The 25,318-nt window shown below is 47.3% G+C and carries 19 protein-coding genes; 6 read left to right on the top strand and 13 right to left on the bottom strand.

Annotation, left to right across the window (positions count from 1 at the left end; all coding sequences use genetic code 11):
- Positions 1 to 93: 93 nt before the first annotated feature.
- The 3 genes from ACQ6WK_RS07085 (at position 94) to ACQ6WK_RS07075 (ending at position 3,533) form a co-directional block, all read left to right on the top strand.
- Positions 94 to 510, top strand: coding sequence for a response regulator (locus tag ACQ6WK_RS07085; protein WP_432800041.1), 417 nt, complete (start codon positions 94 to 96; stop codon positions 508 to 510).
- 278 nt (positions 511 to 788) lie between these two features.
- Complete coding sequence (locus tag ACQ6WK_RS07080; RefSeq protein ID WP_432800040.1) at positions 789 to 2,036, top strand: hypothetical protein; 1,248 nt, start codon at positions 789 to 791, stop codon at positions 2,034 to 2,036.
- Between the two features lie 159 nt (positions 2,037 to 2,195).
- The gene (locus ACQ6WK_RS07075) at positions 2,196 to 3,533 is read left to right on the top strand and encodes a hypothetical protein (protein ID WP_432800039.1); all 1,338 of its coding nucleotides are present in this window, start codon (positions 2,196 to 2,198) and stop codon (positions 3,531 to 3,533) included.
- 57 nt (positions 3,534 to 3,590) lie between these two features.
- On the opposite strand, the gene ACQ6WK_RS07070 is transcribed toward ACQ6WK_RS07075, so the two are convergent.
- From ACQ6WK_RS07070 to ACQ6WK_RS07050, 5 genes are all read right to left on the bottom strand, one after another.
- Positions 3,591 to 6,095 (bottom strand): heavy metal translocating P-type ATPase, encoded by a 2,505-nt coding sequence (locus ACQ6WK_RS07070; protein ID WP_432800038.1) that lies wholly within the window; start codon positions 6,093 to 6,095, stop codon positions 3,591 to 3,593.
- Positions 6,096 to 6,200: 105 nt separating this feature from the next.
- Positions 6,201 to 7,616 carry an anthranilate synthase component I family protein gene (locus ACQ6WK_RS07065; protein ID WP_432800037.1) on the bottom strand — a complete coding sequence of 472 codons (1,416 nt, stop codon included), beginning with the start codon at positions 7,614 to 7,616 and terminating at the stop codon, positions 6,201 to 6,203.
- Between the two features lie 56 nt (positions 7,617 to 7,672).
- Positions 7,673 to 8,707, bottom strand: coding sequence for an ABC transporter ATP-binding protein (locus ACQ6WK_RS07060; protein ID WP_432800036.1), 1,035 nt, complete (start codon positions 8,705 to 8,707; stop codon positions 7,673 to 7,675).
- A 100-nt stretch (positions 8,708 to 8,807) separates the two neighbouring features.
- Positions 8,808 to 9,764, bottom strand: a complete 957-nt coding sequence (cyoE, locus tag ACQ6WK_RS07055) for a heme o synthase (protein WP_432800035.1) — start codon at positions 9,762 to 9,764, stop codon at positions 8,808 to 8,810.
- Positions 9,761 to 10,885, bottom strand: coding sequence for a COX15/CtaA family protein (locus ACQ6WK_RS07050; protein ID WP_432800034.1), 1,125 nt, complete (start codon positions 10,883 to 10,885; stop codon positions 9,761 to 9,763). The genes cyoE and ACQ6WK_RS07050 overlap by 4 nt, the downstream gene beginning before the upstream one ends.
- Before the next feature lie 429 nt (positions 10,886 to 11,314).
- Between ACQ6WK_RS07050 and cimA the strand changes: the two genes are divergently transcribed.
- Positions 11,315 to 12,955, top strand: a complete 1,641-nt coding sequence (gene cimA / locus ACQ6WK_RS07045) for a citramalate synthase (RefSeq protein ID WP_432800033.1) — start codon at positions 11,315 to 11,317, stop codon at positions 12,953 to 12,955.
- Between the two features lie 74 nt (positions 12,956 to 13,029).
- On the opposite strand, the gene ACQ6WK_RS07040 is transcribed toward cimA, so the two are convergent.
- The 3 genes from ACQ6WK_RS07040 to ACQ6WK_RS07030 form a co-directional block, all read right to left on the bottom strand.
- Positions 13,030 to 13,476: a PilZ domain-containing protein gene (locus tag ACQ6WK_RS07040; protein ID WP_432800032.1), complete on the bottom strand. Its 447-nt coding sequence runs from the start codon at positions 13,474 to 13,476 to the stop codon at positions 13,030 to 13,032.
- A gap of 368 nt (positions 13,477 to 13,844) precedes the next feature.
- Complete coding sequence (gene ggt, locus ACQ6WK_RS07035) at positions 13,845 to 15,626, bottom strand: gamma-glutamyltransferase (RefSeq protein ID WP_432800031.1); 1,782 nt, start codon at positions 15,624 to 15,626, stop codon at positions 13,845 to 13,847.
- 140 nt (positions 15,627 to 15,766) lie between these two features.
- Positions 15,767 to 16,471, bottom strand: a complete 705-nt coding sequence (locus tag ACQ6WK_RS07030; RefSeq protein ID WP_432800030.1) for a hypothetical protein — start codon at positions 16,469 to 16,471, stop codon at positions 15,767 to 15,769.
- 717 nt (positions 16,472 to 17,188) lie between these two features.
- On the opposite strand from ACQ6WK_RS07030, the gene ACQ6WK_RS07025 reads away from it, so the two are divergent.
- Together ACQ6WK_RS07025 and ACQ6WK_RS07020 are read left to right on the top strand one after the other, a co-directional pair.
- Positions 17,189 to 17,998, top strand: a complete 810-nt coding sequence (locus ACQ6WK_RS07025; RefSeq protein ID WP_432800029.1) for a type II secretion system protein — start codon at positions 17,189 to 17,191, stop codon at positions 17,996 to 17,998.
- A 63-nt stretch (positions 17,999 to 18,061) separates the two neighbouring features.
- On the top strand, positions 18,062 to 19,777 hold the full coding sequence (locus ACQ6WK_RS07020; protein WP_432800028.1) for a gamma-glutamyltransferase family protein: 1,716 nt from the start codon (positions 18,062 to 18,064) through the stop codon (positions 19,775 to 19,777).
- A gap of 33 nt (positions 19,778 to 19,810) precedes the next feature.
- Here the strand turns inward: ACQ6WK_RS07020 and ACQ6WK_RS07015 are convergent, their stop codons facing one another.
- The 5 genes from ACQ6WK_RS07015 to ACQ6WK_RS06995 all read right to left on the bottom strand — a co-directional run bounded on the left by ACQ6WK_RS07015 (position 19,811) and on the right by ACQ6WK_RS06995 (position 25,303).
- The gene (locus ACQ6WK_RS07015; protein WP_432800027.1) at positions 19,811 to 20,665 is read right to left on the bottom strand and encodes a carbohydrate ABC transporter permease; all 855 of its coding nucleotides are present in this window, start codon (positions 20,663 to 20,665) and stop codon (positions 19,811 to 19,813) included.
- 41 nt (positions 20,666 to 20,706) lie between these two features.
- Entirely contained in the window at positions 20,707 to 21,591 is an 885-nt protein-coding gene (locus tag ACQ6WK_RS07010; protein WP_432800026.1) for a carbohydrate ABC transporter permease, read from the bottom strand.
- Between the two features lie 2 nt (positions 21,592 to 21,593).
- Positions 21,594 to 22,862, bottom strand: a complete 1,269-nt coding sequence (locus tag ACQ6WK_RS07005; protein ID WP_432800384.1) for an ABC transporter substrate-binding protein — start codon at positions 22,860 to 22,862, stop codon at positions 21,594 to 21,596.
- A 215-nt stretch (positions 22,863 to 23,077) separates the two neighbouring features.
- Positions 23,078 to 24,436: a sulfatase-like hydrolase/transferase gene (locus ACQ6WK_RS07000; protein ID WP_432800025.1), complete on the bottom strand. Its 1,359-nt coding sequence runs from the start codon at positions 24,434 to 24,436 to the stop codon at positions 23,078 to 23,080.
- A 66-nt stretch (positions 24,437 to 24,502) separates the two neighbouring features.
- Positions 24,503 to 25,303: a type II secretion system protein gene (locus ACQ6WK_RS06995; RefSeq protein WP_432800024.1), complete on the bottom strand. Its 801-nt coding sequence runs from the start codon at positions 25,301 to 25,303 to the stop codon at positions 24,503 to 24,505.
- Positions 25,304 to 25,318 lie beyond the last annotated feature (15 nt).

The raw sequence follows: 25,318 nt of genomic DNA, 5'->3' as shown, positions 1-25,318 counted from the left end.
TTTCGCCGTAGGTTGCCCCCAGCCATGCGAGATGCAACAATTTGCCATGATGGGCTGAATAATCCAGCCCTTGCATAACAAAGGATTAAGATCATGATCGAAGATGAACCCCTCCGCCTAGACGGCCACAAAGTTTTGATTGTTGACGACGACTACGAAGTCCGAGCTGCAATCGACAATGCATTACAGGCCGAAGGCGCCCTCACACAAACCTGCGGAGATGGCAACTCCGCCGTGCGTATTTGTGAGGTTGACCCACCTGAGTTGGTCATTTTGGACATGATGCTCCCAAAACGATCGGGTTTTTTGGTACTGGAAAAAATCAAACGTTTTGAAAATGCACCCGCTGTCATCATGGTGACCGCCAATGAAGGCCGCCGCCATCAGCAGTACGCTGAAGCTCTCGGCGTTGATGGCTACTTGCTCAAGCCGGTCCGCCTTGAGCGGCTCATCACCTTGGCGTTGGAACTAACCTCACAAAACGCCACCGAAGAGCAACCCTCCGAGTAATAAGCTCCCTCTCCCTATGCGTCACGCAAACAAGCAACCCCTGCACACGCTGGGGTTTTTTTGTGACCCTTGCGACCTGCCTATCGGCCCGGTCGCATCACTTTTGTCCCAAGCCCCGCTCCAGACAAAATACTCCGAAAAACTTTATAGAAATGCGTAAATGCAGCATGTCATGGTTTCAGTTCAACGGCGAATCAATTATACTGTCCGTATTCTCATAAGCTCGCTTCGCCAAAAGGCTTGGCTCGCTTGCCGCGATCATCGGGAGGCATAACTAAATGATGCGTATGCTCCGTTTTAGACTCACTTGTGTCGTCATATTGCTCGCCAGCTTCAGCTTGGTGACTGGTTACGCATGGGCTGAGGAAGCCAAACTCACCACCAATGAAAACAAGTTGTTCAAGGGGGAGATCAAATCCCAATCAGCCGCCGGCATCGTCATGACTGTCGACGGTGAAGATATGCCGTTTGATTGGCAGAACATCAAGAGAATCTCTACGCTCTCAAAAGTTGAGCTCAAGTTCACCAAAGTGCGAGCTGGTATCAAGAACAGCGATCATGACGCTCGCTACGATTTTGTACTCGATGTTTACGATCAGCAGTTATTTAAAATTGCCGAAGCTGAGCTTAGATCACTTATCAAGCTTGAACCTAAAAATCGCAAATACAACCGCCTCATGCGTGTGATCGAAAATGAGCTTAACAGCCAAACCGATAAGCCATCTGAGCCTGTAAAACCTGCATCCCAAACCACCACCAAGCCAAAATCAAAACCGCAACCTAAAGCAAGCAAACCCACGTACACTGTCGCTGATGCGCCGCCGCTCCTGACAGAAGAAGATGTATCACTCATTCGGTTGTGGGAGTTGCCTGCCAACATCCTCGCAAGCAAGCCGATCGTAACGGTTCAGAAAAAAACCATCGATCGTTTTTTTGATGAGTATCGTGAATCCGAATTCATGCCCAAAGGCAAACGTAAGCAAAACAGCTTCCGCAAACTACGTGGCTACGAGCAGCTAGATGTATTCTTCAATGCCGAAGCTCGCTCGCTCTACCGTGGTATCAAGGTCCACTACGACCCACCATCCATGCGATACTGGCGAAAAAATCTCAATGTCGTATATGTCGCACAATATTTCCAACGACAGTTTGGTCGCGGCCAGATCCCCGGGCTTGTCTTACTGAAACGCAGGCCAAAGTCAGATCAGGAAGCGTACACCAATTTCCTGATTCTGAACGAAGCTCAGAACGATGGGAAACCGTTTATTAACCGCGAGGAGCCGGAAAAATCACTGCTATTGCAGTGGGGGCTCCCACGCGAAGAAGCAGTTTATCCCGCCCCTGAGCAGTCAGGCTGGAAGCCGTATTTTTCGAAACCAGATGATCCCCGGTTTAAGCGGGCGGTTGCATGGATCAAAGGCTTATACAAGCCAAAACCGGATTATGGCGTGAAATCGCCTGTCCCACCCGTAGCCGGCAGCAAGTCCGTTGCTGGTGCTGATGAAAATAAAACAAAAGCTGAGTGATAGCCAAATTTCCGTTATCATAAGCATAATCCACCACGGAGCCCCAAGGGAGGATGCGTGGGGGAGGGGACCGGTCACCGGCAACCTACCGCGGTCGACCAAATCTCGGACAACACCTTATTGGCATGGCCCTAGCGGCTTTCATAAGAGGAATGACGCGTGCGTAAAACCCTGATGATGTTAAGTTCGGTTGCTCTCACCAGTTTCGCTCTGATGGGTTGCGATAAGCAAGCCGCGGAAACACAGTTGGCACTTGATAACGCTATCGCGCAAATCAGCAAAGCTGATGTTGGCTTCGTGCAGCAAACCAGCGCCACAGACAAAACTTTTTCACAAACACGTCTTGAGCAACTCAAGGCCGCGCTCGGTGATTTGAAAACAGTCACCGCCAACGGCTCCGACGCTCAGAAAGTCATCGCAGGTAAACTGCAGGCTGAGATTGAACTCGCTATTGCACGCAGTGATATGCAGGCTGCTAAAGACGCCTATGCCAGCATCGCATCTCAATCGGCTTCAATGCTGAGATATGTCGTCGCTGTCGATAACGCAGATTTCACTGTCAAAGAATTCGACACCAATCAAAACGCACTGTACAAACAGATCAAAGAAGAACAATCACTGCAAAACGAAGAAGTTGCCGCCCGTAACGCGGAACGTGCAACGCTTCAAGAGAAGCTCGACAAGATCAACAATAAGAAAGAAGCTTTCATTGCGAAAGCCAAGGAACACTTTGCTGCAGCCCAAACACTCGACAACCAAGCTTTTACCGCGTCGGGCGATACCAAGTTCAAACTGCAGAATGAAGCTGATGCTGTCCGTCGCAAAGCCAGCCAAGCTATGGCCGAAGCTGACAAACATCAGGCCGCAGCAGATCGCCTTGAAGTTGCGATCAAGCTAAACAGCGTTGCAGCCAAAGCTGGTAAAACGGTGATCTCCGATCTTGATAATCGCCGCGACCTCGCTAAAACCGAAGATGCTGCAGCCAAGCAAAACAAGCAACAAGCCATTGCTGATCGTGACTCAATTTACGAAACGCTGCGGCAAGAATTCAATCAAATTACCAACTCCTATACGCAAGATATCACCGAGAAATATGAGAAGGCCATTGCTGGTGCCAACAAAGCTGTCAGCACATTGAAGAGTGTTCAATCTGCCGCCAAAGGCGCGTCACGTGCTGATCTTCAGAGCAACCTGCTTGTCGCTCTCACCGGCTCCGCTCATGCTTACACCGAATTTTCTGCAACCGCCGCCAGCTTTGGTGACATCCTCAAAGCCATCTTGGCAAACACCGAAGCGGTTTCAGACGATGAAGCAGACGTGATCAACAAAATTTATAACGCTGTGGCCCAGCAACAAGCAGAGGCCATTAAATCCGGCAATGAAATCATCACCGAAGCACTTGACCTTGCCGGTCAGCTTGATGATGAAAATGCAAATGTTTATGTAGCCCACCTGCAGAATTATGCTAGCCAACTTGAAAAATCTTCCCTCGAATAAATGCAAAGCTTATAATTAATCTGAATTTCAAAGACGCTGTGCTCGACAGCGTCTTTTTTATTTGCTCCGTATCCGAAGCAATCGTAGTGCATTAAACACAACCAGTACTGTCGATCCTTCATGAAGTACCACCGCTGGGCCGATCGATAAACCAAACAGCGTCGATGGGATCAAGACTCCGACCATACCCAAACTAATCCATAGATTCTGTTTAATAATATTTTTAGCACCGCGCCCCAACCGAATCGCAAACGGCAACATCTCCAGTTTGTCAGACATCAGCGCAACCTCTGCCGTCTCTAATGCCACATCACTTCCTGCCGCGCCCATCGCAATCCCAACACTTGCTGTTGCCATTGCCGGGGCATCGTTCACACCGTCTCCCACCATCGCGATCACATACTTATCTTTAAGCTCGCGCACGTAATTCAGCTTATCTTCGGGCAGTAAATCTCCCTTTGCCTCGTCTAACCCCACAGATTCAGCTACCGCATCCGCAACGCGCTGATTATCCCCCGTAATCATAATCTGTTGCTTTACTCCCGCCGCTCGTAAATCTTTCACTGCTTGCTCGGCCTTCTCCCGCGGTATATCCATTACTCCCAGCACACCTAACAATTGCTCCTCTTGCACCACAACCATAGTCGTTCGCCCTTGGCCGGATAATTGCTCGACCATCTGATTCATCTGTCCCACATCACCATTATCAAGCTTACCCGACATCATCTCCGCCTTACCCACCAACACCTGTGTGCCGGCATATTGGCCAATCACACCTTTGCCTGTCACACTTTGCACTTCTGTTGCATTCTCAGGTAATTCACTGCCGAGTCTCTCTAATCCATCACGTACAATTGCACTGGCCAACGGGTGATTCGATTGTTTTTCAATCGCAATAGCCGCGTTCAGCAGTTTCTTTTCATCAACACCATCAGCCGCAACAACATCAGTAAGCTGCGGCTTACCCACCGTCAATGTTCCTGTCTTATCAAACGCAATCGCTTCCACTGAACCCATCACCTCTAGCGGGCCGCCCCCTTTCATCAGTACCCCACCTTTTGCTGCAGAGGCAATCCCACTTAGAACTGCGCTAGGTGTTGCAATCGCAAGCGCACACGGACTCGCCGCAACTAACACCGCAATCGCGCGATATAAACTTTCATTAAAATCTTCCGGCAAGATCACCCATGCAAACAACAACAAAATGACAAATATAATTACGGCCGGTACGTAATATCGTTCAAACGCACTGGTTAGTTTCTGTGTCGGCGACTTAAGTGTTTCTGCTTCTGTGACCAGACGTACCAGTCGCGCAAGCGTGGTATCTTCCACTCCGCGTGTCGTCATCACTTCAATTGCCCCAGCACCATTGATCGTTCCGGCAAAAACCCGGTGCGATCTATCTACCACATCCGGATCTTCTACTGCCGCATCTGCTTCTTCCACCGGATTCTTTTCTACCGGCAAAGATTCACCTGTAATCGCCGCTTGGTCTACCGATGTATTACCCTTGATCACGAATCCATCTACTGCAATCCGCTCATCCGGCCGAACCACCACGGTATCGCATATCTTGATGCTTTCAATCCCCACTGTTTCTTCTTTACCGTTTCGCAAAACTGTCGCTGTCTTCGGTGCAAGTTCAGTTAAGCTCTTGATCGCCCGCCGCGCTCGTCCTAATGCATAATGTTCCAGCGCGTGCCCCAAGCTGAACAAGAACAATAAGAATGCGCCTTCTTCTACTAAACCAAGATAAGCCGCCCCCGCCGCTGCAACTAACATCAGAAAGTCGATCTCAAACCGTCCCACACGGATGCTTGCCACTGCATCCTTCAGCGTATACCACCCACCAAAATAATACGTGCCGGCAAATACAGTCGTTGTAACCCACCCCGGCGCAGCTGTCAGCCAAACAAGAAGTACACCCATAAAGAAAAGCACACCGGAAAGAATCGCATAAATCAGTTCACTCTTTTCACCAAGAATCCCACCATGTGAATGCTCCTCACCGCCACAACTTCCGCCATGATCATGCTTATGCTCATGTGGTGCTCTTACCTTATCCTCATCTTGCGTTACTTTTTCACTAACCTTCTCCCCCCGTGGATAAATCGTTTCCTCAACCTCTAATTCATGTTGTACCATCGCAGCCTCGATCTGTTCTTGCTTGATCATCGTACGATCAAATTCAACTCTGACCAGGCCATCAGAATTCACACTCGCTTCAAGTATACCATTAACACGATTAAGTCCCACTTCAATCGTACGTGCATGTCGCTCATGGCGTACTCCACGTACACGCTCAATTACATGGCCATACCGCTTGGTGATGTCTGCCCCTGACTGTACGACTAGATCGCGTAGCCGAGACAAATCAATCCGGTTTGGATCATAGTGCAAGCACAATTTCCCACCCTCATGCTCATCACCCGAAATTAAATGTGCAGCCATCACACCTGAACTACCGCGCACTGCTTCAAGCAATCGCTGCGTACAACGATCCCCCTCGTCCGGCTCGTCTGGTAAAAGCACCTGTAATTCAAGCTGACATTTCTCGGACATGATCGATCATTCCGTAAATGACCCCCACAGAACTTCCATATCCCTCGTTCAACCGTACCTCATCATCGTCTAGATCTGAACTCCCCATAGAATCATTCGCAAATCCTAGACCCGCCCGTCAACACCTTCCAGCGCCAATTGCAACGCCGCCAGCTTATCCAACGTTTCTTCATACTCTGCCGCCGCGTCGCTGTCCGATACAATCCCACCACCCACACCGTAATGCAACATCCCCTCACCTTCAGTATTCTGCTCAATCGTCGCGGTTCTGATCGCGATATTAAACATCGCCTTCCCATCATAAATCATCCCGATCGCACCGGTGTACATGCCTCGTCGCACATCCTCCAGCTCTTCGACGATCTCCATTGCCCGAACCTTTGGTGCCCCTGTGATCGATCCCCCCGGCATCGTCGCACGAATCAGATCTACCACATCACATCCTTCTCGTAACTGCCCCTCAATGGTCGAAACCCCATGAACCACCGTCGGATGAATCTCAATCGTCCGTGGATCAGTTACTTTCACACTCCCAAATTCACAGACCCGTCCAAGGTCATTCCGCAGCATGTCCACCACCATATTCAATTCTGCTTGATCTTTTTCGCTAGCCTCTAATGCATGAATAGACGCTGTCCCATTAGCCGGACGTGTACCCTTAATCGGTCGAGTAACGACTTTGCCATTCTGATCTAATTCAAGAAAAAGTTCCGGCGAAATCGATGCAATTGTTTTGCATATATCTGGCGACCCCTTAACACTTTCAGCTAATTCAAGATATGCCCCATACCACGCGGGTGACGCTTCAATCATGTTTGCATACAGCATTCGCGTGTCGCCTTGGCATGCCGTACTAAACCGTTGCGTGATATTCACCTCAAATACATCGCCTGCATGAATATACTCAATTGCTTGGTTGATGCGTGCTTCATATTCTGAGCGTGTGAGAGTTGTTTTGAGTTCATCCGCTTGAAACATATTCATCGTTTCAGGCACATCTTCATCTGACATTGCTGCTTCTAACCATACTGGCAAATTCGCCGCCCAACTCCCATGCGCAGCCCAAGTATTATCCTTACCATCATGCACCAGCCACCCCGCACAGCGATGCATCGTTACCACCGGCCAATCCTGACGACCATCCTCAACTCCAATCATCTCCGGTACATCTTCCACATACCGGCCCAAATCATACGATAAACCGCCCATCCAAAGTGATTGACGATCAGATTCGATCACGACTCTCAAATCATCAAACACATCATGCGTCAATAGCCGATCGGCGTCCTGACCACCCGAGCACGCCGATCGGCCTCTTTTTTTATTTCGCTTCTCACGAGGCAATTCAACATATTGATAAGCCTCCCCTAGGGCTGTAACCACGGTATATCGCGCCCACCGCTCATGAAACCTTCCAGACTGAAGTACCCCGAGGCGCACGGTCTCTCGGCTTGGTATCCGCCGAAACAGATCCATAACCCCACCGGTAAAACCGATCGGCTTGCCCTTACCAAACATCATCGCGCCATTGTCCATGTTGCCACTGAAAAACTATCGCCACGGTCACACCGTTAATACTATTGATCCCACTTACTACCGGTAACATGCACAAACACATCCATAAGCGTAGGCCGATTTGATGTGATGCTTTGAATCTGCCCGCCCCATTGGCCACTGATCTTGGCAACCAGCTCTGGCCCCGCATCGTGTTCGCAACGTATTGTCGGATTCCCATCATTGGCTTGCACAACTTGCGGCTCGCCACCTTCAGGCCAAGGACTAAAACTCTTTTTAACATCATTGGCAAAAGCGTTCACATCCGCACCAGATTCGAGCACAACCGACACCACATCACCGCCAATCATATTGCGAAGTCTAGTGGGTTCACCGCACACCACCATCTTTCCTTGTGACATGATACCAAGACGGTCACATTTTCCGGCTTCTTCCATCAAATGCGTAGTCAGTACAACAGTAACACCTTTATCATTACGAAGCTGCTCAAGCGCATCCCAAAGCTCTTGGCGAGCGCGCGGATCGAGTCCTGTAGAAGGCTCGTCCATCAAGAGAACTTTAGGTTCGTGCAGAATAGCCTTCGCGACTTCAACTTTACGTTTCATGCCACCAGAAAAACGTTCGACGTATTCGTTCTTGCGATCACCGAGATCAAAAAGATTAAGAAGTGATTCGGCTCGATCACGAAGCGATTTACCACGCAAACCGTAGAGATGCCCTTGATGGATCAGATTTTCAAAAGCAGTGAGCTTACCATCAAGAGAAGGTGACTGGAAAACAACACCTATGTCTCTACGAACAACATCACCTTCACGTCTGACATCGTGACCAAGAATTTGAGCATCACCGTCTTGACAGGTCGCTTGCATCAATGTCGAGAGTATTTTGAAAAGTGTACTTTTGCCACCACCGTTAGGTCCGAGTACACCGAAGATTTCGCCCTGCTGTACGCCGAAGCTCACCCCATCCAGTGCGAGCAGTTGCGTAGGCTTGCCTTTACGTTCAGCACGTACAGTATATTCATGTGATAGACTTTTGACATAGACCGCTTGAGTAGCAGTGTTGCGTGAAGTTGATCCTGTATCATGATCAGTCATTGGTGCTACCGTTCCCACATTCATCTGGTCACCTCTATCCGCTAGTAGTCTGCGCGGATGTATTAAGTACAACACGAAGAGGCTCATGTGTATGAGCCATTTATATTTTATCCACCACCATGAGTAATAGTGTCACTGGCAGATAAAGCAGCGACGCAAGGAAAAGAGAGCGGGCACGCTGATTGGATGGCTTGCGGACCAGTGCAATCCCATACCACATGAAGAGCAAACCGCAGAGCAGGGCCGCGAAAAAGTAAAAGAGGCCAGCAACACCAATCATAGTCGGTAGTAAACCCAAGGGAACGAGTGTCAAACAACCGATGAGGATTTGCTGAAAGGTACGTGAGCCATCAGGATCGATAACCGGAAGCATGGGCATACCAGCACGTGCATAATCCTCACGATACATCCAAGCGAGTGCGAGAAAGTGCGGGACTTGCCAGACGAACATAATGCCGAAGACAATCCATGCTGCCTCCCAGCCTCCACCGGTATCACCAACAGCGGCGGCGTACCCGATGACTGGTGGCATAGCCCCTGGAACCGCACCAACCAAAAGTGCAACCGGGCTTACTCTCTTGAGCGGTGTATAAACAAGAACATAGCTGATGATTGTTGCTGCGCAAAGCGCCATAGCAAGCCAATTGCAAAAGATCCAGAGAATCGCCAAGCCAAGCACACCAAGGATCAATCCAAAAACAATCGCCTCGTGTTTAGAAATTCGCCCAGTGGGAAGCGGACGTTTTTGTGTGCGGTTCATGGCAGTATCAGGTTCAATTTCCATGACCTGATTGAAGACCGCAGAACTCATGCAGGAAAGCGCGACACCAACAAGCATTGCAAATAAACAAACCCACCATTGCGATCGAGTAATGCCGTCAACTGGCCCAAAGGCGTAACCGATGTAAGCGGTGATCATAACCATGCGGGTGATCTTAACCTTGGAAAGCTCGATAAAATCCTTACGTCGAGCGATGATACCGGTCGGCCTATCGCCTAAATAGACGGATTGTCTTTGTTGGATATCAGATTGGATCTCGGTCACAAGCTCGGTCAAGCCACACCCCCTTGCAATGTACCAGCTGATTGAGCAGGTTGAGATTGCAGGGTAGATGCTCCTTCGACAGAACTAACGAGAAAAGTGCGAATCGTAAGCCAAACACTTGCCGCAAGAAGGGCCGCGCCAGTCGCTTGGTGTCCCGTGGCGATCAGGGGATACTCACCAGTAATGACCACACTAATGCCAAGAGCGACTTGGAGGAGTAATAGATTCATGACCGCAAAGGCAGGAGCCGCCAACTCACGTTGGTAACGAGCACGTTTCACCAAGATGGCAAAGAGGGCAAGGCCATAGATAAAAATGCCGTAAGCAAAAAGACGATGGCTAAAATGGAGATGGACTTGATAGGCTTCGTAAGGACGAACACCCCATTCTGCAGTCGTCTGATTAATGGCTTCCTGTGACATGGGTGGTATCCAACCACCATACATCGCAGGAAAATCGGGAATAGCGAGAGCTGATTTAGTATGCCGAACGCTTGCACCGAGAACTAACTGGAGAAGCAGCAAAACAATCAACGTGATACACATGATACGGAGATAAGAGATAGTCGTACTGACGGCTTGTGCCGTGTGTTCTTTTTGTGTGACAAGCGAAATCCAGAGCTTACTGGTACCCACCACCATAAGGACACACGCCCCAAGTATCATCTGGCCAAAAACACCGTGAATGAGCGCGAGAGACGTGGAGATTTCAGTCACACGATAGACGCCCATGGTACCTTGGACAATAATCATGAGAAGAAGCGCAACAGCAAGCTTAGGAACCCATTTGCGTTGGCGTTGTTTCCAATAACTCATGACGACCATCGTGATGGCAAGAATGCCAACGACATTGCCGACAAGACGATGGCCATGTTCCCAACGTGTTCCAAGATTATCCCACCAAACACTTGGCGGAGCGATCGGTGTCGGATAACCAAAGGTGGTCCAGCCATCGGGAACAGCAAGACCAGCGTCAAGACTGGTAACATTTCCACCAACAGCAATGAGCAAGAAGGTCATGAGAAAGAGAATGATGGCGACGATGTGCACTGCGCGACTGTAATGTGTTTGGATCGCACGGTCGATATTGCACACTAGGGTGTCAGATCGATCGGCTGCTGTATTTTGACTCATTTGATCAAACCCTCGATCAAAAATGTGAACTCACCTGCTGCGTGATTGAAGCGCGCAAGCTTTCATATCAGAATCACTTTCTCGCGGCGGCCATTATACAACTTCCATCGTCAGGGAGCGAACGATCGGAACTAAGACATGATGCTGCAACTGCATGTATATCAGCAACTTGCAAAAGACATTGAAGTACGTAGATATACCCTCGCCCCAAAGATCGCGGGGTATTTGGCCTGATACGCTGGCTCGGCTACAATACTCCCATGACAATGACACGCTCAAGCATAGAAGCGATGATTATTATTTCGATTATCCCCACCATGTAGGGCCAGTTGTCATTTAATCAAACGAAAGACATCGGCCCTACCTTCCGGTAGGGTTTTTTAATGTCACCCTCACGACTAACACGACACGCAACCAAACGAGATCAACATGAACGCTTCCGATTCAACACCATCTAACCGCCGAATAGAACTTTACGACACCACACTCCGTGATGGCACGCAAGGCGAAGGTGTAACACTGACACTACTGGACAAACTGAAGATCACACAACGACTGGACGAGCTTGGATTCGACTATATCGAAGGCGGCTACCCACTCTCTAATCCAAAAGATGTCGCCTATTTTCAACAAGTGCGCGATCTTAATCTTCAGCACGCTAAGGTATGTGCATTTGGCATGACACGGCGAAAATCAATCGCTGCCTCTGAAGACGTGGGCATGAACGCACTTGTGGATTCACAAGCACCGGTGATCACAATCGTCGGCAAAACATGGGACCTTCATGTAGAGCAAATCCTCTCGGTATCACTTGAAGAGAATCTCGACATGATTCGGGATTCAATTGCTTTTTGTAATTCAGCGGAACATGTCGAGCAGGTATTTTATGATGCCGAGCATTTCTTCGATGGATATAAGGCTAATCCAGACTATGCCCTTAAAACATTACAAGCAGCACTAGATGGCGGAGCAGCGCGATTGGTTTTATGTGATACCAATGGCGGATCGCTGCCGGGTTTTGTGAAAAATACCGTAACAACACTACAGGAAAAATTGCCAGATGCGCAACTGGCAATCCATACGCATAATGATTCGGGCTTGGCGGTAGCAAATTCACTTGCAGCAGTTGAATCAGGAGCGGTACAAGTACAAGGCACGATCAATGGCATCGGCGAACGTTGTGGCAACGTTGATCTAATCACGATTGCCGCAAATTTATCACTAAAGTTAGAACACACATGCCTTAACGATAAAGAATCATTAGCAGGACTGACAAAACTGTCACGCTATGTGTACGAACTGGCAAATCAGAACCTTGTACCGGGACAACCATATGTTGGATCGGGTGCGTTTGCACACAAAGGTGGTATGCACGTACATGCCGTGAGAAAGATTGCATACTCATATGAGCATGTTTCACCAGATGCTGTAGGCAACACACGGCGAATTCTTGTCTCTGAGCTTTCAGGCGCTTCAAACATCGCAGAAACGCTGGGCAAAAAGTTTAATATCGAATCAGATCGTGAGCTACAACAAAAAGTACTTGTCAAAGTGCAAGATCTAGAAAATGAAGGCTTCCAGTTTGAAGCTGCAACAGCATCGTTCGAGCTTTTGCTTCACGAAGCACTTGGACAGAAGCCTGATTTCTGGAACCTAGATCATTATCGCTGTGTAATCCTCAAGCGCAATGGGGACCCCTCATCTACGGAGGCAATCGTTAAGCTATGCGTGAATGATGATCTTGAGCATACGGTTGCGGAAGGGGACGGCCCAGTGAACGCCCTAGATGGTGCACTGCGTAAAGCGCTCATGCCACATTATTCTTCACTCGGTCGTGTGCATCTAATTGACTACAAAGTTCGTGTGGTGAATCCGAATGCGGAATCAGCAGCCAAAGTCCGCGTCATTGCCACCTTCCGTGTGCAAGATGATACAAATGGATCTTCAAAGCATTTCACAACAATCGGGGTTAATGAGAATATCGTTGATGCCTCTTGGCAAGCCATCACAGATGCATTCACATATCATCTGATCGAATCGCAAACAACTGCACCAGCAGCAAATACTTAACACTGAACTAAATCTATGTATTGAAAAAGCACATCGTCATGATGTGCTTTTGTATTGTTTGTTTGCTGATTGATTCAGGCAGCGATCCAAAGTTGCGGGCCGGTAAATTCTTCTCGAGCTGTACCTATAAGGTCTTGAAGCTGCGTCTGCGCATCAGTACTTGATTCGATAAATTGAATCCCAAATGCCCAGTTGCGAAAACCGAGTTTTCTGACCCAAACAACTTGTGTGCGGAGTGAAACAAAACCCGTATCGTAGTGAAGCTGCGCATCGAAAACATCATCGATCTTAATGAGTTGTCGACCGCGGCGCATGATCTGCATACCGCTTTGGGAGATATCGACGACCTCGCCAAGACAGCAAGTCATCTTTTTACATTTCAGCCGTTCATGATGACGCCGATCTTCCGGCCGCTCATTTTCACTGTTGCAATTTGGCTTCTCTTCCATGTCGGAATCATCGTCCTGCATGTAATAAAAGTCCATGTCCCCGTATGACTGACGGGCAAATTCAACGTCCATATTCACCATTATCCGGTCTGCGCCGTTTATATGACGACACGACCCCTTATGACCTATCTACATAACAACACTGAGGTCTTGCCGCAGTTTCATGGTTTTGCTTTATTTGAGTGTAACAAAGCGCCGAAGATAAACAGTGAAAGCGGAGCCTGCAATTCCAAGAACGAATCGTGAACTCCGTAAGCCAATCTGCTTACTTGCCTCTAATAACAAGTCAGCAGGTAAAACGACAAAATAATGATCCAGAGGTGGTCAACAGATTTGGAGAGCGGCTAACCAAGGCAACGTTATCCGCGCTCCCACAAGCTTTCATCCTCCTCCTCTTTCGAGGGCTCGGTGCAATGCTGAGCCCTTTTTATTTATGCGCACTATTCTTGCTTTGATTGAACATTGGCCTTCGCTGCGGCCTCAGCCTTGCCGCCACGCCGCCAATCCGCTACGCCAATCAGTTGGCCATCAACTTGAACCGAAATACAGTGGGCAGAACCTTGTGGTGATTTGCGTTTATCTACAGCATGCCCATAGGCTTCGAGCTTGACGATCGTTTTGGCATACTGCGGTTCATCATACCCTTCGAACTGAAGAACATCGGGAAACCATTGGTGGTGAATGCGTGGTAAATCGATCGCATCTGGAAGATCTATTTTGTAATCGATGGTATTAATCAAAATGTTCATGACTGTATTGATGATAGTGCGTCCACCGGGAGACCCTGCAACCAACACTACTTTATTATTTTTCTTGACGATGACCGGAGTTTGTGAGCTGAGCATACGTTTTTCAGGCACAATCTGATTCGCAGCCGTTCCGATCTTTCCTTTACGATTGGTGTAGTCTGGCGTCCAATTAAAGTCACCCATTTCATTATTCAATAAAAAGCCCGCACCTTCGACAACGACACGTGATCCCCAGCTTGATTCCAATGTATAAGTATTTGAAACCGCCATGCCATCTTGATCGACAACAGAAAAATGTGTTGTACTCGGACTTTCAGGCGCTAATACGATTGGGGTAGCAATTTGCTCGCTTTTAGTTGCACGAACAAGATTGATCTTACTGGCAATGTTCTTCGCATATGATTTGGTTGTTAAATGCGATGGAATCGTAACGAAATCTGAATCCCCGAGATGTTTCGCACGGTCAGAGAATCCGTATCGCATCGCCTCGGCAACAAGATGTATGGACTCTGGCGAATAGCGACTATGTTTAGAGAGGTTGAAATTCTCAAGAATGTTTAACGCTTCAACTAAAACTGTCCCGCCTGAACTAGGCAGAGCAGGACCGAAGACATGATATCCACGATAAGTCCCAGTAACTGCTGGTCGAATCTTCGCTTGATAACGAGCTAAATCTTCATGTGAGATGATGCCGTTTCCGCGTTTCATTTGCGCAACAAGCTTGTCAGCCAATTCGCCGTGATAAAAACCATCTGCACCGTTGTTCGCAATCAAAGACAGTGAGCGGGCCAAATCTTTTTGAACCAAACGATCACCAGCTACCCAAGGTGAGCCATCTCGCTTAGCAAAAATCCGTCTAAGCTCAGCATATATTTCTTTGGTGCGAACCGTCTTCTTTGATAACACGCTATTTATTGAAAATGCCAAATGCTCATCAACGATAAACCCATCATTCGCCAATACCACCGCAGGCATAACCAATTCGCGCCATGGCAAACGGCCATATGCTTGATGTGCTTTTTCAAGTCCTCTTACTGTACCCGGCACACCAACCGCTAAACCATTCCAACGATTCTTTGTATCAGCAAACATGTCACGAGTTGCAGCCATCGGTGCTTTTTCGCGATATTCAACACATACAACATCACCTCCCTTTGGCGAAATCATCATGAAACCACCACCACCTATATTGCCCGCTTCCGGCCATGTAACCGCTAAAGCAAAGGCAATTGCGACTGACGCATCTACAGCATTTCCACCTTTCTCTAATATCTCACGACCAACGCGGGAAGACTCAGCGGTAACTGAAACAACCATGCCGTGTCGCCCCTCAGCCACATCAACTGGAGTCCGTGCAGGACGTACCGTCGCAGCCTTCCACACATCATCACTACTGCCAAAGAGATTTTGCGAAGCTATAAACAGCAAGCCTACGATAATTATAAACCACTTGATTACACCACAATTCTTCATCGTTTTGTTCCTCTGTTCGCGTGTCATATATCAGGTATACAAGGTTAGCTTGCATATTGATTGCAGGCAGACAAATAAAGCATCCCCAACAAATTGAAGGGGATGCTGTATTAACAAATCAAAAATCAAGCCATTCTTAATCAGCGGCGGCTACCTCTATTCATAGCTAACATCATGGTACTCACCAGCACAGACATTGATGCAGGCTCAGGAATATTCGCAGTGAAAGAAATATCATCTACCGCCAACCCTTGGTCAACACCTGAACTGTTACTATCAAACCAGCGAAGCCAGATATCTTCACCCGGCCCCCAACTAATACCTGTTACGGTTTTTGGAGCAAGTACGACACGGTTTTCTGCATCATTACCATCAATACTCGCTGCAACACCGTCTTCTTTGGGACTGTTAAAACGCATATCGTCAACTTCAGTCCATGCACCATCAACCCAACCATCATCAGCATCGTTGCTTGGGCTAATCTGGTATGCGAGAACGAGTTGATTATTTTGTGTTGCGGTTGATTTGTACCATTGCTCGCCAGTGTAACCGATGGTGAAACTTGTGAGTGTCTGGCCTGTATTATTGCTAATGCGCATCCCCATCATCATTGCACCGGTATCTGTCGCAGGCTTTGATCCCAAGGAAAAATCGGTTGATGAAGATGAGTTTCGCCAAAGGTACAGACGTATACCAGTAGATGATCCACTGCTCGTGACACGATATTGCGTAATCGGTCCAGCAGGATCGGCGCTTTTGTGCACATACCAGCCACTAATACTTGTGTCATCCGTCCAAGTAAGAGTTGCAGCTGATTGCGCAGGACCATCAAAATTTTCGCTCAAGGTGCTACCTGCTGTGTCATATGAATATGGTGCCGCCTCTCCCCACATTGGAGCTAATGCCAACAGAGAGCTACAACACAGGCACATCAATAGATATCTATTCTTCATTTTTATGATAACCTCCTCGTCCTTGTGAAATAGCACAGATGATCTCAAAACAAACCCTCGGCCACGATTATAATACTGAGTTCATATTTATAAACATAAATCTCCACAGATAACTAATATTCTTATGCCTAAAGATATGTATACACTTACGCCAAACACAAGCGTGGAAAGATCTAAATTCCACTTACAAAACGTGCCATATATGGTTGCAATTTAAGTAACTCGAAAATTAAAAACCATCTCTCCGTTGAGATTAGATAATTGACCAACAATCACAATCGTATCTTTAGTATTTCAATATGTTTACGATGTCGTCAGCGCATCTCGCCTTACTAGGTATTCCTTCTAATACAATGACCCCAAACTACTTCATGTTCCACATCATGCGTATAGTTTCAGTTATTTAGTACATTTCAAACTCAATGAACAATTGGTACTCGATACACTTATCTCAATCGTTTGATTGTTTTATCTTGACATTTATTATGACGAAGGTTTCAATATCAATTATTCTAATGATGAGTAGTAATCTGTTGTACTAAAAATTTTCACTGCCTGGATTCATTTCATAAACGGAAGCTAAACAAAGCCCCTCTGGGAGACGTATTCATGCCATATTTGCATCGCCGTCTGTGTAAGCTATCTATTGGCCATCGACTTGCTTTTACATTGATCGAATTGCTTGTAGTTATTAGTATTATCGCATTATTGATAGCTATTTTACTACCTGCACTTGCCAAAGCACGTGAAACCGCACAATCCATCCAGTGCGCAAGCAACGTTAAGCAAATTGGCTATGCGATCATCCTATATGACAATGACTATGATTCATTGCCAGGCCCCATTTATTCAGGCGTCAAACACCCGACAGCGACGATTCCGCCTTCCAAAAGCTACCTGACGAACGAAGCTTACTTAGGCGCATACTTGTCGGAGCTTCAAGTTCCCACAGGCGGATCACTTTCCACTCCTGCTGGTGAGGAAGGCGGTATTTTTGCCTGCCCTTCCAATGAGGCGGCACGGGTACTGAAGCCTGCCGGCAAAATGAGCTACCTCATTAACAACCAAGCAACAACATGGCCCCGCAAGTTTTTTGGCCAAAGATCAAGCTCTGCATACTGGAAATCCTATTCCGGCGTAGACGGCTGGACCGAAGAAAATGTCTCGCCCAACAGTATCGCAAGCATTTCGTCAGCTGGCAGAGAAACACTCCGTCATATTAAATCACTTTCGGATATCTGGATGATGTCGGATATTGACGGCTTAAACTACACAATCAGTTCCTCACCGACATACGGTTTGAATAATCCTGAAATCATTCTTCCGCCACATCCGAATCTATCTCGAAATTATATTTTCTTTGACGGCCATGTTGATAACCGGGATCAGGATAATCGCCCGCACAACGACGCACCATAATCATCAGTACACAATCTTATTGTGTCATCGATCAACCACATTTGACAAACGTGGAGTATATACGTGAAGGCGTTACGTACTTATTTATTTCCCATAATTGCTTTAACATTCCTTCTCATCCTTAATCCCACGGTATATGCTGCGGCCCAAACTGCCAGTGGGAAGAAACACGCTGTAGTTGCAGGACATCCGGTAGCTACTAAGAATGGGATGATGATTTTAGAGCAGGGTGGCAATGCGGTAGATGCCGCCGTGGCGGTATCTTTATCACTAGGCGTTGTAGAACCATATGGCTCCGGTATTGGTGGAAAAATTATCTTCCTCTATTATGAAGCCGCGACAGGTAAAGTCCATTCCATTGAAGCGTTGGGCGCAGCCCCAATGAATACTGATGTAAAAACATTTACCAGCACGCCTCAAAGCAAACGGAAATACACCATTCATGCAGCTGCAACGCCAGGCCTTCTCGCCGGTATTCATGCAGCCCATAAGCAGTATGGCACACTGTCGTGGGTAGATGTGATGAAGCCTGCAATAAAAACAGCGGCTGATGGCTACATCATCGATGCAAAGCAACATCGAATTTATAAGAATGCCGCTTCCCGTTTACGTAAAAATGCCGCAGCATCAGAATTGTATCTTATCGACAACAATGCGCCGCCAATTGGCTATCGTATGAAGAATCCTGATCTTGCAGAATCATATATCTCAATCGCCCAAAACGGTATTGATGCGTTCTACAATGGTGCGATTACTACACAATTCATTCATTCATCCAAAAAACTTGATGGCTGGCATTCGGAAGAAGATTTTCACGACTATCAACCACGAATCATTAAGCCACTCCGTATTAAATACAAAAACTTCGATGTCTATTCTTCTCCTCCACCCTTGATCGGTGGCATCACACTTGCTCTCTCACTCCGTTGCTTGGATGCTATTAAACCAGATTGGTCTTCAATTGAGCCGCATGACCCCGAGCACATGAACCTTCTTGGATCAGTTCTACAAGAAGTTTATTCGCAATTTGCGATGGTCACGGCAGATACTCCAGATGCCTACAAAAGAACGCTCAAGTTACTTACATCTAAAAATGTCTCTGCCATGAAAAATAGGATCAAGCTTCGTATGGCTGCTACAAACGAACTATTCCCATTAAGCTCGATCAAAGATGATGAAACACTCGATGATTCACTGCAGGCTTGCACATCGCATTTTGTAATTGTTGATCAATTTGGCAACATGGTAAGCGCAACACAATCACTCGGTTCAAAATTTGGCTCCGCCATAGTAATTCCTGGAACAGGAATCCTACTCAATAACTCTATGAATAATTTTGCGACCCGTACCAAATCCTCACCTAACTACATTGAACCGGGGAAACGCCCTCGCAGCACAATGACGCCGACGATCATGGTTGGACAAAATAACTTTATCGTCGGATTGGGCGCGCCAGGCGGACAACGCATTCCAACTGCAGTGCTTCAAGTAGTCACAGATTTCATTAACCACGGGATCACATTTGAAGAGGCGATTAACTTACCGCGGTTTCATATTAGACGTAATTTTACGCGGGCTGAAAAACGAAAATTCCTCGATATAGAATCTGCAACACCCCAAAGTTATGACGCTGATATGGAATCGCGATCATGGACAATAGAACGCTACAAACGATCTGCGTACTATTTTGGCGGAGTAAACATTGGCGGGATCGATAGTAATGGACTTCGTTTTGGTGTCGCTGATGACCGTAGAACCAATCATGCCGAAGCAGAATAACACTTTAGATCTTCAAATATCTAGCAATCTGTCTTACCCCTTGAGGCCAGTCATAGAAATACCCTCGATGAAATATCGTTGCGCACAGAAGAAAAGAATGATAACAGGCAGGACAACAAGTGCGCTAGCCGCCATAAGATAATGCCATTGCGTACCACCGTGTTGACTTTGAAAGAATTGGAGACCAAGCGCAAGAGTAAAATCTTGTTGATCGGTCAGATAGATAAGTGGACCAAGAAAATCATTCCATGTAGCCATGAATTGAAATAAACCGACAACTAGAAGTGTAGGTTTAGCAAGTGGAAGAATGATTTGCCAGAAAATCCGCCACTCACTGCATCCATCAATACGGGCAGCTTCAGATAAATCGCGGGGTAGGGTCATAAAAAATTGACGAAGCAAAAAGACATTGAACGCACCAGCAAAAAAAGTCGGCAACCAAAGCGGTGCGAGCGTACCAGTAAGACCGATGCTACGGAAAAGGCAATAAAGTGGAACCATGACCACAGGGAAGGGGATCATCATCGTAGCAAGGACAATGAGGAAAGTACGTTCACGCCCACGCCATGAAATCCGAGAGAACCCATAGGCAGCCATTGCACTTGAGGTCACCGTGCCAATGACAGTGAGAGTACATAGAAATAATGTATTAAAAAGATAAGTCCAGAAATACCGCATTTCTTTGATCGCTTGCCAAAAGTTTCCCCATTGCGGATCATCAGGAATCCACTTCGGCGGCATTTGCATAGTTTGCTCGATAGGCTTGAGCGCGGTGGATAGCATCCAGATCAACGGCATCGCAAAAATAAACGCGCCAACTACAAGCAGAAGATAAACCATGATCTTGCTGAAGTTTAAACTGCGCGATCGTCTACGATGCAGAGACATAGTCGGTATCTTTGATGTGGTTACAATCTGCGTCATAGCAATTATTCACCCGCATAGTAAATATGTTTACGCGTAGCACGTGTTGCGATCCACGTCAGCGAAACAATGATGATGAACAACACCCATGCCATGGCACAGGCGTAGCCGAGACGAAAGTCACGGAAAGCGTTTTCGAAAAGATAAACGGCATAGAAAAGAGCAGAGCGATTCGGGCCACCACCACCAAACATGATGTAAGGCTGAGCAAAAACTTGTAACGCGCCAATGATACCCATGATCATATTGAAATAAATGACAGGCGATATCAGTGGAATCGTAATATTCCATAGCTTCCGAACCGCGCCCGCACCATCTAGATCTGCCGACTCATATAGATACTTGGGCACATCCTGAAGAGCAGCTAGATAAATCACCATAGTGCCACCAGTTTGCCAAATGCTCATGAGAATCAGTGATGGCTTGGTCCATTTAGGATTCCCCAGCCAATTGGGACCTTCAATACCGATATAGCTGAGTGCATGATTAATAAGACTATATTCGCCATTGAACATCCAGAGCCAAATCATGGACACCGCTACAAGCGGGACCATTGAAGGCAGGAAAAACATAGTGCGAAGGAAAGATCGGCCTCGCACTTTTTGGTTAAGCAGTACAGCAATCGCAAGCGAAAGAACGAGTCCAAGCGGGATACTGAACACCGCATAAACCAGTGTGTTCCATAGCGACGTCCAGAAGACAGAATCCTGCACCATATCGGTGTAGTTTGCAACCCCAATGTAGACCGGCTTGTTCAATACATCATAATCACAAAAGGACCAATACAATGAAGAAAGGATCGGATAAACCGCGAGCGCAGCAAAACCGATGATCCATGGACTGATAAAGCCAAGAGCCTTGATCAAATTCAGTTTTTCTATTCTTGTCATGCTCACAACCGCGATTTCCATTCCTCAAGACGAGAATCCTTCACACGCTCCCAACGCTTTAAATCCCGATCTAACATCTGCTGCACACGATCTTCTGCTTCACTCAGCGCCTCATCAACGGATGTAATATCTGAAAATATGCGCTGCGCAGCGATATTCATTTCTGCCATATAAGCTTGCCATACCGATGTTTTTGGCATTATCCTCACGTTGGGGCTACGCGCAAGATCCTCAAACATTCGTATATAAGGATTCGGATGCGCTGCATAGAATTCGTCGCTAACTATAGATAGCGGAGTAAACTTTCTTTGCCCTAACGCAAGTTTCTCAGATCCTTTCTGAGAGTTCACATACTTAATAAATTCAAATGCTTCTTCAACATGCAATGCACCGCGTGGAATCGCAAGCATATCACATTCAGCAAGCGTCACATTAGGAAGCACTTCAGGGTCATAACTTGGAAACGGGACCGCAGCCCAATTGATATCAGGATTATATTTTTCAATAAAATTGTGCAACCAAACACCTTGCAGAACCATCGCAACTTTACCTGAAAGGAATGGGTCTTGCGGCGAAGCGAAGTTGCCAAAGGATTGGCCGAACTTTTGCATATTATTCAAACCAAATTTATCGATGTAGCTGCGATACCAGTTATACGCTTTTGTATTTTCGGCGGAGGCAGCAGTAACGCGGTTACCATCTTCTAATAGCGAACCGCCAAACCAATTGCCCCAAAGGGAATCCCACCAGCCAGGGATTGCAGGACTGAAACCGAGCTGAACAAGTGAGAACTCTTTGGCAGTACGTTCCGCTTCAGTCAGCTCTGTGTAGCGCAATTCAATAGATTCTCCGTCTCTGGTAACACGCACAATGGTGAGCTTTTCTGCTATCTCATCGAGCTCAGCAATGGACTTCGGCGCAACATCCGGATCAAGCCCAGCATCAATAAATAACTGACGATTGTAGTGCAAAGCCAATGTTGCGGGCGTAGAAGGCAAAGCCCACATCATTCCACGATGCTCACAAACATCCCAATAAACAGGAATGTAATCATCGCGCGACATACCCGCATCGTTAATCATACGATCCAAGGGCATTAATGCACCGCGTTCCGCAAATACATGCAGACTGCTTAACCAAATCCCCACCACATCCGGCGGATTGCCACCTGCCACAGCAAGCATAAACTTCTGATCGATCGAACTAACTGTGAGCATCTTGACGAAGATGCGATCCTGCGATGCATTAAAATCATCAATGACCGACTGCATCGCATCACCTTCAAAACCGGTCCATTTTTCCCAGTAATGGATGATGACTCGACCATCCTTGGTGTGCTGTTCTTTGCGACCACAGCTAAAAAGAAGCAAGCATGCCAATAGCAACAACAAGCACTTGATCATGCTGCGAGTATAGCCGGAATCTTGACTATCAAAATTCAAAACGATCTGCCTTTGCGAATCTAATTTTTAATCGCCGGAGCGTATCAATCCTCGACGCGCGGCCCAATCTTGCTCCACCAGCCAAAACGAGGTGTCTCGACATCCGCAGCCCAGGCCTCATATAGCTGAACCATGGCATCTAGTTTATCAGGATAAACTTCGGCGAGATTAACTTTTTCACCAGGGTCACGCGCAAGATTGAAAAGCTGTGGCACTTTAGCCCCGCGATCTCGGAGAATTTTCCAATCACCATCTCGGACAGCCCACATCTCATTCTGCCGCCAATAGAAAGTCTCGTGAGGACGATCAGTCTTTTCACCAGACAGATATGGCAACAAATTCACCCCATCAAGCTTCCATGATGAATCAATCTCACCCCCGCACGCCTCTACAATCGTCGGCAATAAATCGAGTGCAATCACCGGCTTGTTGTACGTACTTCCAGGCGTAATGCGATCGTTCCATTGAATGAAAATCGGTGTTTGCAGCCCGCCGTCCCAAAGCGTCCCCTTACCGCCCCGCAGATGACCATTATCACCCCAATAGGCCTTCTTCTTCTTCACTCCACCATGGTCACTCAGAAAGATGATCACAGTATTGTCTGTCAGCTTATGCTCATTAAGTTTCTCAAGCACATTGCCAACCGCCTTGTCCATTGAATCAATCATTGCCGCATAAGCACGACGCCCTTTGTCCTGTATGTGCGTATATTCCGCCAGCACTTCAGGGTTCGCTGTCATAGGGCCATGCGGCGCATTGAAAGACAGATACAGGAAAAAAGGCTTCTCGTGATTGCGTTCAATGAACGCCGCGGATTCTTCACCAAACGTATCGGTGAGATAGCCCTCACCATGCTTCTCTTCAACCATGCCACGCATCATCGGCGTGTTACTGCTATCAACATTCAGGTAACGCTGCGCTCCGTTGTTGAAGCCGTAGAATTCATCAAACCCACGGGCAGGAGGCTGAAAATCCGCATCAGGGCCGTCATGCCATTTTCCGATCATACCTGTTGTATAACCAATCGCCTTCAACCGCGAGGCAATTGTCCGCTCGTCCAGATCCATCCCTACTCGGATGTCGCGTGTACGGCGAAACGGGCCAGGATTATCCTCGAAACCAAAACGATGCTGATAACGACCAGTCAATAGGCCAGCACGACTCGGTGCGCAAACCGCACCGGTCGTGTATGCCTGGGTAAACGTTACTCCCGCATTAGCGATCGAATCAATATTTGGCGTTTTGATCTGCGGATGCCCAAACACACTTAAATCTCTAGAGCCAAGGTCGTCCGCAAGAATCAAAATGACATTAGGCTGCGAAGCATATGAATCCGTTTCGGCATAACACGGCAAAGCAATGGCTATAGAAGATAAAAGCACAGCAGAAAAAGCATGATCCATGATTCAATCCGTTCCAATGAAGGAGAGGTTTGTTACAAATCGTATCAGAGAAAGCATGACGCATTATTATGGCTGGTCAGCTCGTACATTACGTTTATAGATTGACTTTTGATCGAGAGATTCAACGTGGCCATCCATAAACATCACTGTTGCATTACCCGAAGTCGGACTGTCTGGGCTATAGCCGCCGTGACGGAAACGGAGATTACTTTGACTGTTACTCGCGGCCCCGGCAAAATCTAAGTTTGGACCTGGATCGATTAAATCTTCATTATCTGTATCAGTCGGGTTGTACCAATGGGGGTTTGAGCCATTCCATGTGTACAGTGATGAACCGTCAAGTGCTCGAGCGATCGCTCTTGCATACCGAGCCGGAACATCTGTTCTTTGGTTTCCATCAAAAAGACCGATGGTTTCAGACGCACGCTTTGCTGCATCCAAACGGTAAGTCACCCCAGCCGGAATCGTGTTATCAAAATTGAGATTGATATAAAGCAAACCATTCGCAGAGTAATTCGCATACCACTGAATCGTCCCATCTTCAGCCAACAAAGCCCTCGGACAGTGGTAGGTGTCACCCGGCGAAGTATTGTTGCTAGCCCCCTGCATGTGGCCCTCAAGTATTCTCGTCCAAGATAAAGGCCCACCATTATTCCATATCCCCGGAGGTAAAAATTGTGCATTGCTCGCGGCATAAGAATGGCTCGCGACCCCCATCCCTTTAAGGTTCGATGCACACTGAATATCCTTGGCGGTATTACGTGCCGCACTAAGTGCCGGCAACAAAATACCTATCAACAACGCAATAATACTTATGACGACTAGCAATTCAATAAGTGTAAATGCGCAACGACGATTTGAATTCATGAATGAGATGCTGTG

It is taken from the genome of Poriferisphaera sp. WC338, assembly GCF_050931845.1.
GTDB lineage: Bacteria > Planctomycetota > Phycisphaerae > Phycisphaerales > Phycisphaeraceae > Poriferisphaera.
The sequence above is the reverse complement of the archived record's forward strand: the minus strand, read 5'-3'. Positions and strand labels throughout refer to the sequence as shown.